Source organism: Bacillus sp. FSL M7-1020 (assembly GCF_038050415.1).
Lineage (GTDB): Bacteria > Bacillota > Bacilli > Bacillales > Bacillaceae_G > Bacillus_A > Bacillus_A toyonensis.
Window position 1 is genome coordinate 36,265 of record NZ_JBBOTW010000001.1, and the last position, 13,809, is coordinate 50,073.

Below are 13,809 nucleotides of genomic sequence, written 5' to 3' on the forward strand. Positions count from 1 at the left end.
AATGAAACATAGTTTAAATTTTCAGTTTTTTTAAAGTGAAAAAAACCACTGCACATGGCAGTGGTTTTTCTGCTAGAAGTTAAAGTTATCTGGATCTGGACCGACGCGATGATTTTCATTCAAAGCTTGAATTGCTTTCATATCATCCGAGCTTAATTCAAAATCAAAGATGTTTGCATTTTCAATAATGCGGTGCTCTTTAATTGATTTAGGAATCGTTACAACTTCATTTTGTAAATCCCAGCGTAAAATAACTTGTGCAGTTGATTTACTATATTTTGTCGCAATTTCTTGTAATGTTGGATGATCCAGTAGTTGCCCTTGCATTAATGGTGACCAAGCCTCGAGCTGGATGTTATGTTCTTTACAGAAAGCATGTAATTCTTCTTGTGCTAAACGAGGGTGGTATTCCACTTGGTTGACCATTGGCTTAATTTCAGCAATTTCAAATACGTCTTGTAAGTGGTGAATGTGGAAATTACTCACACCGATAGCACGAACACGACCATCTTTATAAAGCTTTTCTAACGCTTTCCATGATTCAGTATATTTCTCTTTTACAGGCCAATGTACTAAATATAAATCTAAATATTCTAGGCCTAATTTCTCTAATGTAGTTTCAAATGCTTGAATTGTTGTTTCATAACCTTGATCGCTATTCCATACTTTTGAAGTGATAAATAGCTCTTCACGAGGAATATCAGATTCGCGAATTGCTTGACCAACGCCTTCTTCATTTTGATAGATTGCTGCAGTATCGATGCTGCGGTATCCGTTTTTAATAGCTGCTTTTACAGAATCAATTACTTCTGATCCGTCCTCTACTTTAAACACACCTAAACCGAACCAAGGCATTTTTACACCATTATGTAATGTTGTATAGTCTTTTAAACTTGTTAAATTCATATTATTTCCCCCTAGCTTTTTTATTTGTTGCTTCAACTGCTTGTTGAATGACTTCTGAAAAATTATTTTCATATAGAACTTTTAAGCCTTCAGCAGTTGAACCTCCTGGTGTTGTTACTTGTTCTCGGAGCATAGCTGGATCTTCGTTTTGTTGGAGCATAGCGGCAGAACCAGCAATCATTTGAATGACAAGGTGGTTTGCCGTTTTCTCATCAATTCCATAGTTTTTCGTCGCTTCAATTAAACCTTCAGCAAAGTGATAGAGAAAAGCAGGTGCACTACCAGTAATGGCGGTAAGTTGATGAACTTCCTCTTCAGTACAAAACTGTGAGGTACCAATACCTTTTAAAAGGAGTTGTAGCGTTTCTTGATGCGTTTCACCTACGGAATGTCCCGTCGTATATAAGGAGATGGACTTTCCGATTTCGGCAGCTGTATTTGGCATAATCCAGGCAACAGGTGTCCCTTGAGGAAGCCGTTTTTCTAAATAAGATGGTCCAATTCCGGCAGCAACGGTCACAACGAATTGCTCAGTTAGAAGAGGAGATAACTCCTGTAATAACTGTTCATGTGCAGCTGGTGGCATTGCTAAAACAATCGTATCAACGGATGTAATATGCTGCTTCCAGTCTGTAGTGATGGACACATTATATCGCCCTTGTAATTGTTCTAGTTTTTCTATGTTGCTTCGGTTGGAAACGATAATTTCTTCGATATATTCTTTACTCGTTTTAAGTAACCCGGAGAAGATAGCTTCTGCCATACGACCGGCACCAATAAATAAAATTCGATGTTTAGTAAGCATATCCTTTATTCCCTTCTAGTAGAGATATGTTATAAAAAACGATACCATTTTTAAGAGAATTTTGTAAAAAGAAAAGACTTACCGTATATGGAATAGATAATGAGGGGGTTTTTGAATAAGGGAATTCATGATAAAAATAAGAGGAGTTCCTTATACTGGTGATATGGAATTTATTACACATCTGGGGAGAGATAAATATGGTTAGAAGTCCACTTTTTTTACTCATTTCTAGTATTATTTGCGTATTGGTTGGATTTTACATTCAATCGAGTTATATTGAAATTTTCGCATCGGTTATGGGGATTGTTAATGTTTGGTTATTAGCAAGAGAAAAAGTATCCAACTTTTTATTTGGTATGATTACTGTTACATTATTTCTGTATATTTTCATTATACAAGATTTATATGCAATGGCAGTATTAGCAGTCTTTCAATTTATATTTAATGTATATGGTTGGTATTATTGGATTGCACGTAGTGGGGAAGAAGAGGTAAAAGCAACTGTCCGTTTAGGTTTAAAGGGGTGGACCTTTTATATAATTTTTATTTTAGTTGCTTGGGTTGGTTGGGGCTATTATCAAGTCCGTCATTTAGAATCAACAAGTCCATATTTAGACGCTTTAAATGCTGTATTAGGATTAGTAGCTCAATTTATGCTAAGTCGAAAAATCTTAGAGAACTGGCATTTATGGATTTTGTATAACGTAGTTAGCATTGTAATTTATATTTCCACTGGTTTATATGTCATGCTAATACTAGCTGTTATTAATCTCTTTATATGTGTAGCTGGTTTGCTAGAGTGGAAGAAGAACTATAAAGGACAAGTGCGTGTAAATAATTATATTTAGAAAATAATTAAAATCGAAAAAACCCCTGGGACACATATGCCTCAGGGGTTTTTAATAGAATATAAGTTTATGCTTTTGTTAGACCAAGTAATACAGCGCCGCCGATAATTAAAACACTACCTAGTGCAATAAAGATCAATTGACGTTTTGTTTTCTTTTCACCTAAGAAGACAATCGCACCGAATGTTGAGATAACGATTCCAGTTTGAGATAATGGGAAGCTTGTCGCTACTCCGACACGTGGTAATGAAAGAAGTAAGAATAAGTTTCCTGTTCCCCAAAGTAAACCAGATAAAGCATTACGAATTGCATATTTGTTAAATGGCTTATGTTTAGATGTCAGTACAACCGCACCGACAAACATACCAACTGCTTGTGGTAAAATAGCAGACCAACCATCAATGTTATACCAACGAATAATAATTACATATACAAGATAGCCGAAAGTAGAAACAATTAAAGTAAGAAGTCCTTTTTTCAATTGTCCTGGTGGCTGTGCATTTTCTTTATCATCTAATGATGTGAATACAACGCCAACTACGATTAATAGGATTGCAATCGTTCCCATAATGATCGTTGTTGTAGTAGTCCACTCGCGGAAAGCGATAACTCCAAAGATAGAAGTTGCAACAAGTTGCATACCAGTAGAAATCGTTACAGTAGTAGAAACACCTAACTTTTCAACTGTTTTTAATTGGTTTACTTGTCCTAAAGCCCAGAATACACCTGAAATAAAACCAACAATCAAGATTGTCATTGTTAAAGCTGGTTGAGTAAATACATACATAACTGTTGCGAAGAATAGAGCACCGATTGTCATACCTACCGTTTGGCTATATGCACCACCGCCCATTTTTACGCTTACTAATAAGATGTTTCCCCATGCAATTGCAGGAAGAAGCGCTAATAAAATGTCCATTACAAGACTCCCTTCGGTTTGCTATACCAATATAATTACATATCGTTCTAACGATCGGTAATGCCCCACTAATAGAGTAGAAGATTACCGATCGCTAAAACAGGATGAAGAATTCACGATATAAATGCGTTTTCATTTCTTCATTTTTTCAAACACCTCCATATAATAACAGGAAATTGCCTATTTTAGAAAGTAAATTCAAATAGAATGTATATTTAAATAAAAGGTAAAATTCAGTCACTTTATATAGTATTTTTTATTTCCTAAGAAATAAAAAAGCAGCTTTTGTCGAAAGCTGCTTTAAGAATTAGTAATTCTTTTATTAATGAGCTGAATACATAGGAGAAATATGAGTGACATACTGATAGTGATAATTACAAGTGTCCAAGCGAGTTGCATATTACTTGCATCAATGGCCATATAAATTGCTGTTGGGATTGTCTGTGTTTTGCCAGGAATATTCCCAGCAAACATGAGTGTAGCACCAAATTCTCCTAGTGCACGAACAAAGCTTAAGATCATACCGCTTAGTAATGCAGGAAATGCAAGCGGTAGTGTAACGTGTAGAAAAACTTGATATTCACTGGCGCCGAGATCGCGAGCGCCCTCTTCAATTTGTACATTTGCGATCGAAAATCCTGTTTTTGCTGATTGATACATGAGCGGAAATGCGACAACTGTAGAAGCAATGATAGCAGCAGTAGATGTGAACATAATGGACTGCTGAAATACCGATTCTATCCACTTTCCAATGGGGCTGTTATTTCCAAAAATAATAATGAGAAAAAAGCCGATTACAGTTGGCGGAAGTACCATTGGTAATAAGAAAATAGTTTCTAGTATTACTTTATATCTCCATGAGGAGCGTGCTAGTGACCGACCGATAATCGTTCCTAAAATTGTGACGATAATGGTGGCGTATGCAGCTACTCGTAAAGATAAAAAGACAGGTGACAAAATATCATCAAAGCTCATGGCAATTATGATAGGACTGTAAATCCATATTTCTTAAAGATAGATTGTGCATCTTTTGACTGCAAATATTCATAAAATGAAGTCGCCTCTTTCTTATGCTTCGATTCTTTTATAACGCCTAAAGGATAGTGGATTGGTTCATGAGAAGTAGCTGCTGCCGTCTCGCCAATTTTTACTTTGTCTGAAATGAGAGCATCTGTTTTGTATACAATACCAGCATCGACATTACCTGTTTCTACATATGTTAACACTTGGCGAACATCTTTTGTAAATACGATTTTATTTTGAATGTCATTCCAAAGATTTTCATGTGTGAGAGAAGCTTTTGCATATTTCCCAGCGGGTACAGATTCAGGTGTACCAAGTGCGATTTTTTTGATTTTCTCATCTTTTAAATCTTGAATTTTTGTAAGAGAGCTATCTTTTGGGACGACTAGAACTAGTTCATTTCCAAGAAGGTTTTTTCCTTCTTTTTCATTAATGAATCCTTTTTTAACAAGTGTTTGGAATTTATCTTCTGCTGCAGAGAAGAATAAATCAGCAGGCGCACCTTGTTCGATTTGTTGTTGAAGTGCACCGGAAGCACCGAAGTTAAAAGAAAGTTTAATATTAGGCTTTTTCTCTTTATATTGTTTTTCAATTTCTTTTAATGCATCTTGTAAGCTAGCAGCAGCTGATATAGTCAGTTCGACTGTTTTTCTCTCTTTAGCAACTGACTTCTCCTTCTTTTCCACGCTTGTACAAGCAGCACTAAATATAAGAAGGAAAGAAAGTATAAGTGCCCCAATAGATCGTAATGTGAATTTGTTCATAAAAAAATCCCCTTTCGTTTTGACATAACTAATTATAACTAAATATAACTAATTATAACTAGTTATAATTGAATATAATTTGAACAATATGGTTGTTTTTAAAAAATAGGAGAAATATTCTTTTCTTTGTTACAATGAAGGAAGAAAGTGAGGAATCGTCTATGGATCATCATTCCTACACAACGGAAGAAGTAGCGAAGCGATTAAAAGTATCAAAACTAACTGTATACGACTTAATTAAAAAAGGAGAACTTCCTTCTTATAGAGTTGGTAGACAGATGCGCATTGATACAGCGGATTTAGAACAATATATAAAGCAAATGAAAACAGGAAAGATACAAGTTACTTCTGTAAAGAATGACGATAGTAGTATCTTGAATACATGCATCATTAGCGGGCAAGAACTAACGTTAGATATGTTGGCAAAACGTATAGAAAATCGATTGCTAAATTCTAATGTATTAAGAGCGTATCAAGGTAGTTTAACAAGTTTAGTGAAGATGTACCAAGGAGAAGGAAGTGTAGTTAGTTTACACTTATTTGATGGTGAAACGGGTACTTATAATGTTCCTTACGTAAAACGTATTTTAGTTGGACAACCGTGTATTATAATCAATTTATTGGCAAGAAATGTGGGGTTTTATGTTCAAAAAGGAAACCCAAAGAAAATAAAGACATGGGCTGACATATTCGGGTCCTCTATAAAATTTGTAAATCGAGAAAAAGGCTCTGGTATTAGGGTGCTAGTGGATGAACAATTACGAATTCAAAAATTAAATAAAGAACATATTAGTGGATATGAATGGGAAGAATCGAGTCATCTTGGTGTTGCCACGCAAGTTGCGAACGGAAAAGCTGATGTTGGGGTAGGATCGGAAAAGGTTTCGCAAATTGTAAATGTAGACTTTATTCCGATAATGAAAGAACAGTATGATTTAGTAATTTTGAAGAATAAAGACAATGAAGAACTTATTGAAGTTATGAAAGACATTCTGCAATCGGAAGAATTTCATAATGAGTTAAAAGCGATTGGCGGATACGATATTATGAAAACAGGCCAAATTATATATGAAACAAACTAAAAAGCTGCTTGTCTATAAGACGAGCAGCTTTTTCTATATATAAAGGGGTTTGGGGAAACGAATTGTTAAACAAGACTTTGAGCAAGTGTGTAAATGAAAGCTGTAAGAAGAGTCGCTCCACTTGCAAGTCCGATAAAGTCTGATTTGTTGAAAGTAATGTTGTTCATTATAATCTCTCCTTATTTGTTTAATGTAGTTGCAACTGCTTTTGCATCGACAAGTGCGGATAGCACCATGCCCATTGTGTTAAAAAAATTGTTTGATTTCATTTTGTTCATCATGCGTATCCGCTCCTTTTCGAATTGTTGTTGCCCTGCTTTATGTCTTAATTATAGGGAAAATGATGAACTACAACTATCGAATTATCTTACGGGAGACTTACACTTTTGTAAGAAAAAAAGACATTCGTGTAAGAATGTCTTTTAAAGCATATTGATGTGATGGTGCTCTTCAATTGTTTTTAAAAAGCTACGCATTGAATTGGTCATGTAGCTATCTTTGCGGCGTATGAAAACAGTTGAAATACTACCGTATTTCTCGGGAATCGGATGACAGTGTACTTTACCTGCTGTAGAAAGATGTTGTACCGCGGACTGGGGCACGAGTGTAATCCCAAGACCGAGTGCTACACTATTTAATATTGTTTCTAATATGTTAAATTCCATAATTCTTTTTGGTAGCAAACCTTCATCTTTAAGCCATCGTTCTAGTTTGGTACGGTATCCACACCCTTGATTAAAAACGAGTAAGGGCGTCGTAGTAAATTCTTCTATATGAAAAGCTTTATTTTGTGTCACGAGCATTAATTTTTCTGTACTAACATCGTATTGTTCAATTAGTGGATGCTTAATAGGACCTGATATAAAGGCGCCATCTAATTGATGGTCAAGGACTTCTCTAATAAGTTCTTCGGTTAGACCAGCTTGTAATGATAAATCAACGTTTGGATAGCTTTTATAGTAAGAAGACAAAATGGTAGGCAATGTACTTACTGTTTCGACTGTACCGATTTTTAATATACCAGATGGTGTTTCACTATCTAGAAACACTTGTTTTAGCTCTTCAACATCTTGCAAAATTTTATTAACATAAACGAGCATTTTTCTTCCTTCAGCTGTTAAAGTCATGCCTCGTTTATGACGGTAAAAGAGCGGTGTTTTTAGCTCGTTTTCTAATTGTTTAATACGTGCGGTTACATTTGATTGTACATAATTTAATTCCTTTGCTGCGCCGCTTACACTACCGCGATCGGCAACGCTTTGGAAGATTTGTAAGTCTCGTAATTCCATTGTATGCTCCCCCTTGATGTTAACTATCATTATAAATGATAGTTAACATCATTTTGAATCGTTTTACGTGATATGTTTTTTCTTTTACAATTCTCTTTGTGCAAATAGAAAGAAGCGGGGGATTATGGTGAGAAGAGGTCAAATAGTAATAGGAGCTTTGGCATGTTTAATTGCAAGTATGTCATGGGGAGCGATGTTTCCGGTTGCTGATCATGCGCTAGAATACATAGATCCATTTTATTTTTCACTTATTCGTTATGGAGCAGTGGCGATAGTACTGATTATATTATTGTTAATGAAAGAAGGGAAACAGGCATTTCGTTTAGAAGGAAGGGGAAAGTTACTCGTCTTTTTTGGAACGATGGCGTTTACTGTATATAATGTACTCATATTTTTAGGTCAAATGTTAATGGGAAAATCAGGTGTAATGGTAGCCTCCATTATGGAAGCACTCATGCCGATGATTTCCATTTGTATTTTATGGGGATATAAGCATATAAAACCGAAAAAATATATGATAACGAGCATGATTATCGCTTTTGTAGGAGCTGTGTTTGTTATTACGAAAGGTGATATGAGTTTCTTTTTAACATTGAAAGATAACATGTTTTCACTAGCGTTTATATTTATTGGTGTTGTAGGTTGGGTTATTTATACGATGGGTGGTCAAACGTGTAGCGATTGGTCAACATTACGCTATTCTACATTGACGTGTGTATTTGGTACGACTGTCACAGGAATTATAACTGTAATGATTACGGTGCTTGGGTATGTTCCAGTCCCAAGTATGGGAACGATTTCTATCGTGAAGTATGATTTGTTATTTATGATGACATTACCAGGAATCATAGCGCTACTCGCTTGGAATTACGGTGTGAAAATCTTATCATCGATTAACGGCATTTTATTTATTAATTTTGTACCCGTTACGACTTTGATTATTATGATGATACAAGGGTATCAAATAACAATGTTTGATATTGTAGGAACTTTACTTGTTATTGCAGCACTTATTCGCAATAACGTTTGTCAGAGAAAAGAAGAAAATATAAATAAGCAAGTTTTACAAGAAGAGCAATTACGCCAAGCGGTTTAATAGGCAATTGGAGGATTTAACATGTTAGAAAGTTTATTGTTTTTCTTCGCCGTCGGAGTTGCGTGCGAGCTTGCAGCAATTAATCGAAATGGTCGTAAGAAGGTAAAACAACAAGCTGAACTGATACAGCTTTTAAAAGAGTTAAAAGAAAGAAAAATTTAAAAAGACGACCGGGCATAGACGGTCGTCTTTTTCTATATATAAAGGGGAAAGGGGACACAAAGTTTATATAAGCGTAGCAGCGTAAATAAAAGCAGTAAGAAGAAGAGAGCCGCTAGCTAGTCCTAAAAAATCTAATTTGTTAAAAGTGATGTTGTTCATTATAATCTCTCCTTACTTGTTTGTAGAAGCAACAGATTTTGCATCGATAAGAGCGGACAATACCATGCCCATTGTATTCGTAAATTTGTTGTTCTTCATTTTGTTCATCATATTAATCCGCTCCTTTTCGAATAGTTGTTGCCCTGTTTCTGACTTAATTGTATAAGATATTGGGAAGAGTCACTATCGAATTAGCTTACAGGAAAATTACACTTTTGTAAGAAAAACGAATGAAGGTGTAATGATGAGAAGATTTGACATATGTTCATGGAATTCATTAAGTTAAAAGGAGAGGTGAGTGTATGGCTAATATTAAAGATATCGCAAAGATGGCCGGAGTTTCAGTTACGACCGTTTCGAGGGTGCTAAATGATCACCCATATGTAAGTGAAGAAAAAAGGAAAGCGGTTATTGAGATAGTTGAGAAGTTGAATTACTCACAAAACGCAAACGCTGTTCATTTATCCAAAGGGAAGACGAATATTGTTGGTGTAATTTTACCTTACATTAATCATCCGTGTTTTGATGCGATGGTAGGTGGAATGATGGAGGTGGCGTTAGCTCATAATTACAGGGTGTTACTTTGCCAAACGAATTACAATAAAAAAGAAGAAATGAAAAGTTTACATATGCTAAAAACAAAACAATTGGACGGCCTTATTATTTGCTCGCGTGCGAATGATTGGGAAACGATAGAACCGTATGCTTCTTACGGCACAATAATTGCTTGTGAAGATAATGATATTTCAAATATCTCAAGTGTATATACAAATCATTCGGCAGCCTTTCAGTTAGGAATGAATTATCTTATTGAAAAAGGTTATAAAAAAATTGGTTATTGTACGGGAAGGAAGTTAGGGCCAAGTAGTCAAAAACGTTTTGATGTTTATAAACATCAATTACAATCCATAGATGAAGAGGTTAATGAAGAGTGGATTTTTACAGAATGTTTTACATTAGAAGATGGTGTGAGAGCGGCTCATAAGTTAAAGGAGATGCAGGTCCTCCCAGAAGCGTTAATAGTAGCAGGAGATGAAGTTGCGATTGGGATTATGACAGAAGTTGAAAAGTTAGGTATTCAAGTTCCTGAGGATTTGGCGATTATTGGTTTTGATAATCAACCTATTTCACAAGTGTTACAGTTGACAACGATTGATCAAAATTTAAAGGAGATAGGCAAAAACGCTTTTGAAATGTTTTATAGGCAAGTGAGCAACGAGAGTTATAAACAAGAAAAGGTGGAGATTCCGTATGAACTTGTGGAACGCTCTACAGTTTAGTCTTAATCCGTTATGTGTATAATCGCATAACGGATTATTTTTTGAAATGTCTTTGACAGGAAACGCGTTTCATACTTTATAAAAGAGTTAAACCGGTCTGTAATAATCCATGGATTCTTTTCAAGTGTTAAAACAATGAATAGAATTTGGAGGAATATGCATGAATGAACTTTTATCGAGTATGAAAAAATATGTAGAGGATGACGAAAAGATTTTAGCTGTTGTGGTAGGGATATTTGAGAAGGATGATTTTACCGTAGCTTACCGGCATGGGATTTTCGCTGCTACTACTAGACGTCTCCTTTTTTACGGGAAATTTTCGGGCTACCCTGCAATATTTGAAGAGTATCCGTATTTGCATATAGATGACATAGATCTCTGTCCATATTTTGAATTTACTTGTAATCATGAAAGGGTTAGAGCTAGGTATATTCAGAAAGGGAATGTGGAGCGATTTGTTCGTGCAGTTAGAGAAAATATGAATAATTAATCAACCCTTTGTTTAAACATAATATCTCGATCTTTAAGAGGTAAAATGCGGAATAAAAACCACTTCTAAACCTCTAGGAGATAGTGATACAATGTCAAATGGGGGAGGGTATGAATTATGGTTAATCAACGTATAAAGGAAATAACACTAATTACAATTGGTTCATTATTATTCGCAATTGGTATTAATTACTTTGCAATTCCAAACCGTTTATCGGAAGGTGGAATTATTGGTTTAACGGTTGTTACGTACTACTTATTTGATTGGTCACCAGGGATTGTGAACTTTGCTATAAATGCAGTTTTACTAGCTATTGGTTATAAGTTTTTTGATAAAAAAACGATGGTTTATACGATTTTAGGGATTGTAGAAACATCCTTGTTTTTATATGTTACAGAACATATTGAGTATCATGTAAATAGTGATACGCTATTAGCAGCTTTATTTGCTGGTTTGTTTGTAGGTATCGGATTAGGCTGTATGTTCAAAGCTGGAGGTACATCAGGAGGATCGGCAATTTTAGCACAGTTAGCAAATCAATATTTAGGGTGGAGCGTTGGTAAAGGCGTACTTATTATTGATATCGTTGTAATTGCTGGTTCTGTATTTATAATAGGACAAGAAAAAGCGATGTACACACTTGTTGCAGTATTCATCGGTGCGAAAGTGATTGATTTCATTGTAGAAGGAATGGATACAAAAACGGCTGTTACAATCATTTCAAATCAACCAGATTTAATACGTGAGGCTATTACCAAAAACATGACACGCGGTGTCACTGTATTAGAAGGACGCGGCGGATATACTGGAAAAAATAAAGAAGTTTTATATGTTGTTATTAATAAACAAGAGCTTGTTAAGTTAAAGCAAGTTATTAGCCGAGTAGATGAAGATGCTTTCGTTGTTATTCATGATGTGCGTGATGTGCTTGGTGGGGGCTTTAAAGCGAGCTAAAAGGTGAACGAGTAAAATCGTTCACCTTTTTTTATTCTTACAAAAATGTAAGTGTAATGTAATGAGATTCAATAGTAGATTTTATTGCTTCTTCTTAAAATGGATGTATATATATCCTGCAGAGGAGGAATGTTTATTGTGAAGAAAAAAATGATCACTACTATAATAGCGATGCTAGTGATAGTAGTAATGTTACTGCCTACGAAACTTGGACCAGTTATTGATAAATATAATCCGCTTTATAAGACGAAAGAATACTATACGGTTGTGAATACAATTGGTCAGCATGTTGGTGATGAGTGGTATGAATATGAATTTATTGCATTTGACGAACGTGGAAGAGAACAAAAAATAAAGAAGACTGTTAAGCATATGTTAAAGAGAGATGAAGCATTAAAAGTGTACGCAAAAGGACGATACGGCGAGTCAATTGAAGAAATTGAAGCTGTAAATATTCCTATTAATGCGAAGAGTAAACTTTTAGCGATGAGATAGCGAAATATACCCCTGCCTATTTTTTGTCGAAAATCAAAATACTAGGTAGGGGTATTTCGAGGTTCGTAAAAAAGCCTTAGTCCATATGGGCTAAGGCTTTTTTTATTATATAAAGGGGAAGGGGGTACATTGTAGTAGCATGAGTGAAAGGTATAAGAAGAGTAGCTACTAGCAATGTAATTTGGTTATGTGAGCGTTCTTCTTATTTGGCTTACTTTCTAACTGTATTGTACGAAATATAGATATGGAAAACTATCGAATTACATTACGCATAGCTTACAAACATGTAAGCCTTCTGTAATGTAATTCGATAGTTAAAAGATAGTAAATTTAATATAGTATAAATAGAAAGTCTAATGTATTACTTTCTGTTTGTAATGTAAGGAAGAATGAAAAACCAACTACTTTTTAATAACCCTCATCTGTATGTAGATGGGGCTCTTTTTATAAACCTTACAACATTGTAAGGTTTACGTAAGTTAATTCGATAGTAAATTTGTCATATTTTTTGCATAATAGATACAAATAGATGAAAATAGTTAGGGATTTAGTAAGAAGGGAGAAAAATGGGATGCGTAAAGAAGAAGTAGTGAGGTTTCCAATTAAAGATTTCTGTAGCTACTTTACTGTTGCTGTAGTATGTATTGGATTATTTGATATCATAACAAACTTAATTGTTAAATAATATAGATGATAAAACAAGAAGGGAGTTCCTTTCTTGTTTTTTTTTATGGAGGAATAAAGATGAAGTGGATTGATAGCCATATACATGTTGATCAATATAAGGATGAAGAGAAAAGTAGATTACTTAAAGATTTGGAAAATAGTAAAGAGGTAAAGGGGCTTATTGCGGTATCTATGAATTATCAATCATGTAAGGAAACTTTATCTTTAGGAAAGAAATTCCCTTTCATACACCCAGCAATAGGATTTCATCCGGAGCAACCGATTCATAAAGAAGAATGTGAGCGCATATTCAAATTAATTGAAGCTCATGCTGAGGAAATCATTGCGATTGGTGAAGTGGGCTTGCCGTATTATTTAACGAAAGAAGATGAAGGGGTTACTATAGATTCATACGTGGCGATATTGAGACGATTTATAGAACTAGCTAGTGAATATGATTTGCCCATTGTATTACACGCAGTTTATGAAGATGCCGATATTGTATGTGATTTACTTGAAGAATATAAAATTTCACGTGCACACTTCCATTGGTTTAAAGGAAATGAAGCGACAATGGGACGGATGGTGAGGAATGGTTATTATATTTCTATCACACCAGATGTTTTACATAAGGAGAAAATTAGAAAGATCGTTTCGTATTATCCACTGGAATATATGATGGTAGAAACGGATGGACCGTGGGAATTTCAAGAGAATACTATAACACACCCTTGTATGATTAAAGATGTATTAGAAGAAGTTAGTGTAATAAAAAAAATTCCAGTAGAGAAAGTTGCAGAACAAATATATAAGAATACAGTTCGCTTTTATCGATTGACTGAATCCTAAAAAACACCAAGCAGCTCGCTTA

General features: G+C 34.9%; 17 protein-coding genes. 9 read left to right on the plus strand and 8 right to left on the minus strand.

The features are described from left to right. Nucleotides 1-72 precede the first annotated feature (72 nt). Both MHB70_RS00195 and proC read right to left on the minus strand, forming a co-directional pair. A complete protein-coding gene (locus tag MHB70_RS00195) occupies nt 73-906 on the minus strand; it encodes an aldo/keto reductase (RefSeq protein WP_001054813.1) in 834 nt (277 codons plus the stop codon). A gap of 1 nt (nt 907) precedes the next feature. Next, a complete protein-coding gene (proC, locus tag MHB70_RS00200) occupies nt 908-1,711 on the minus strand; it encodes a pyrroline-5-carboxylate reductase (RefSeq protein ID WP_000956243.1) in 804 nt (267 codons plus the stop codon). A gap of 197 nt (nt 1,712-1,908) precedes the next feature. On the opposite strand from proC, the gene pnuC reads away from it, so the two are divergent. Continuing rightward, a complete protein-coding gene (gene pnuC / locus MHB70_RS00205; RefSeq protein ID WP_000252476.1) occupies nt 1,909-2,559 on the plus strand; it encodes a nicotinamide riboside transporter PnuC in 651 nt (216 codons plus the stop codon). Between the two features lie 67 nt (nt 2,560-2,626). On the opposite strand, the gene MHB70_RS00210 is transcribed toward pnuC, so the two are convergent. The 3 genes from MHB70_RS00210 to modA form a co-directional block, all read right to left on the minus strand. Further along, a complete protein-coding gene (locus MHB70_RS00210) occupies nt 2,627-3,478 on the minus strand; it encodes a GRP family sugar transporter (RefSeq protein ID WP_000353553.1) in 852 nt (283 codons plus the stop codon). 300 nt (nt 3,479-3,778) lie between these two features. Beyond that, nucleotides 3,779-4,453, minus strand: coding sequence for a molybdate ABC transporter permease subunit (gene modB, locus MHB70_RS00215; protein ID WP_002037814.1), 675 nt, complete (start codon nt 4,451-4,453; stop codon nt 3,779-3,781). A 5-nt stretch (nt 4,454-4,458) separates the two neighbouring features. Further along, the gene (gene modA / locus MHB70_RS00220) at nt 4,459-5,265 is read right to left on the minus strand and encodes a molybdate ABC transporter substrate-binding protein (protein WP_001032238.1); all 807 of its coding nucleotides are present in this window, start codon (nt 5,263-5,265) and stop codon (nt 4,459-4,461) included. Between the two features lie 134 nt (nt 5,266-5,399). Here modA and MHB70_RS00225 point away from each other — a divergent pair, with 134 nt between their 5' ends. Continuing rightward, complete coding sequence (locus tag MHB70_RS00225; RefSeq protein WP_000657122.1) at nt 5,400-6,347, plus strand: helix-turn-helix transcriptional regulator; 948 nt, start codon at nt 5,400-5,402, stop codon at nt 6,345-6,347. Nucleotides 6,348-6,412: 65 nt separating this feature from the next. Here MHB70_RS00225 and MHB70_RS00230 read toward each other — a convergent pair whose 3' ends face one another. Beyond that, the gene (locus MHB70_RS00230) at nt 6,413-6,514 is read right to left on the minus strand and encodes a DUF3948 family protein (protein WP_001060020.1); all 102 of its coding nucleotides are present in this window, start codon (nt 6,512-6,514) and stop codon (nt 6,413-6,415) included. 255 nt (nt 6,515-6,769) lie between these two features. Then, entirely contained in the window at nt 6,770-7,636 is an 867-nt protein-coding gene (locus MHB70_RS00235) for a LysR family transcriptional regulator (RefSeq protein WP_000423064.1), read from the minus strand. Nucleotides 7,637-7,763: 127 nt separating this feature from the next. On the opposite strand from MHB70_RS00235, the gene MHB70_RS00240 reads away from it, so the two are divergent. Both MHB70_RS00240 and MHB70_RS00245 read left to right on the plus strand, forming a co-directional pair. After that, nucleotides 7,764-8,732 (plus strand): DMT family transporter, encoded by a 969-nt coding sequence (locus MHB70_RS00240; RefSeq protein ID WP_001252495.1) that lies wholly within the window; start codon nt 7,764-7,766, stop codon nt 8,730-8,732. Between the two features lie 21 nt (nt 8,733-8,753). After that, a complete protein-coding gene (locus MHB70_RS00245) occupies nt 8,754-8,894 on the plus strand; it encodes a YrzO family protein (protein ID WP_000894071.1) in 141 nt (46 codons plus the stop codon). A 63-nt stretch (nt 8,895-8,957) separates the two neighbouring features. Here MHB70_RS00245 and MHB70_RS00250 read toward each other — a convergent pair whose 3' ends face one another. Then, entirely contained in the window at nt 8,958-9,053 is a 96-nt protein-coding gene (locus MHB70_RS00250) for a DUF3948 family protein (RefSeq protein ID WP_001060006.1), read from the minus strand. A gap of 302 nt (nt 9,054-9,355) precedes the next feature. Between MHB70_RS00250 and MHB70_RS00255 the strand changes: the two genes are divergently transcribed. From MHB70_RS00255 to MHB70_RS00275, 5 genes are all read left to right on the plus strand, one after another. Continuing rightward, on the plus strand, nt 9,356-10,333 hold the full coding sequence (locus MHB70_RS00255) for a LacI family DNA-binding transcriptional regulator (protein ID WP_001273894.1): 978 nt from the start codon (nt 9,356-9,358) through the stop codon (nt 10,331-10,333). A gap of 160 nt (nt 10,334-10,493) precedes the next feature. After that, complete coding sequence (locus MHB70_RS00260) at nt 10,494-10,823, plus strand: PH domain-containing protein (RefSeq protein WP_001004254.1); 330 nt, start codon at nt 10,494-10,496, stop codon at nt 10,821-10,823. 117 nt (nt 10,824-10,940) lie between these two features. Beyond that, a complete protein-coding gene (locus MHB70_RS00265) occupies nt 10,941-11,777 on the plus strand; it encodes a YitT family protein (protein WP_000248049.1) in 837 nt (278 codons plus the stop codon). Nucleotides 11,778-11,915: 138 nt separating this feature from the next. Beyond that, on the plus strand, nt 11,916-12,272 hold the full coding sequence (locus tag MHB70_RS00270) for a YxeA family protein (RefSeq protein WP_000728436.1): 357 nt from the start codon (nt 11,916-11,918) through the stop codon (nt 12,270-12,272). A 744-nt stretch (nt 12,273-13,016) separates the two neighbouring features. Then, nucleotides 13,017-13,787: a TatD family hydrolase gene (locus MHB70_RS00275; protein WP_000871076.1), complete on the plus strand. Its 771-nt coding sequence runs from the start codon at nt 13,017-13,019 to the stop codon at nt 13,785-13,787. Nucleotides 13,788-13,809 lie beyond the last annotated feature (22 nt).

Bases quoted from the DNA above. Each gene is read 5' to 3' on its own strand.
- MHB70_RS00275 (WP_000871076.1), top strand. From the start codon at position 13,017: ATGAAGTGGATTGATAGCCATATACATGTTGATCAATATAAGGATGAA.
- MHB70_RS00230 (WP_001060020.1), bottom strand. From the start codon at position 6,514: ATGAACAACATTACTTTCAACAAATCAGACTTTATCGGACTTGCAAGT.
- MHB70_RS00225 (WP_000657122.1), top strand. From the start codon at position 5,400: ATGAAGGAAGAAAGTGAGGAATCGTCTATGGATCATCATTCCTACACA.
- MHB70_RS00245 (WP_000894071.1), top strand. From the start codon at position 8,754: ATGTTAGAAAGTTTATTGTTTTTCTTCGCCGTCGGAGTTGCGTGCGAG.
- MHB70_RS00195 (WP_001054813.1), bottom strand. From the start codon at position 906: ATGAATTTAACAAGTTTAAAAGACTATACAACATTACATAATGGTGTA.
- MHB70_RS00255 (WP_001273894.1), top strand. From the start codon at position 9,356: ATGGCTAATATTAAAGATATCGCAAAGATGGCCGGAGTTTCAGTTACG.
- modA (WP_001032238.1), bottom strand. From the start codon at position 5,265: ATGAACAAATTCACATTACGATCTATTGGGGCACTTATACTTTCTTTC.
- MHB70_RS00235 (WP_000423064.1), bottom strand. From the start codon at position 7,636: ATGGAATTACGAGACTTACAAATCTTCCAAAGCGTTGCCGATCGCGGT.
- MHB70_RS00265 (WP_000248049.1), top strand. From the start codon at position 10,941: ATGGTTAATCAACGTATAAAGGAAATAACACTAATTACAATTGGTTCA.
- MHB70_RS00250 (WP_001060006.1), bottom strand. From the start codon at position 9,053: ATGAACAACATCACTTTTAACAAATTAGATTTTTTAGGACTAGCTAGC.
- pnuC (WP_000252476.1), top strand. From the start codon at position 1,909: ATGGTTAGAAGTCCACTTTTTTTACTCATTTCTAGTATTATTTGCGTA.
- MHB70_RS00260 (WP_001004254.1), top strand. From the start codon at position 10,494: ATGAATGAACTTTTATCGAGTATGAAAAAATATGTAGAGGATGACGAA.
- proC (WP_000956243.1), bottom strand. From the start codon at position 1,711: ATGCTTACTAAACATCGAATTTTATTTATTGGTGCCGGTCGTATGGCA.
- MHB70_RS00210 (WP_000353553.1), bottom strand. From the start codon at position 3,478: ATGGACATTTTATTAGCGCTTCTTCCTGCAATTGCATGGGGAAACATC.
- modB (WP_002037814.1), bottom strand. From the start codon at position 4,453: ATGAGCTTTGATGATATTTTGTCACCTGTCTTTTTATCTTTACGAGTA.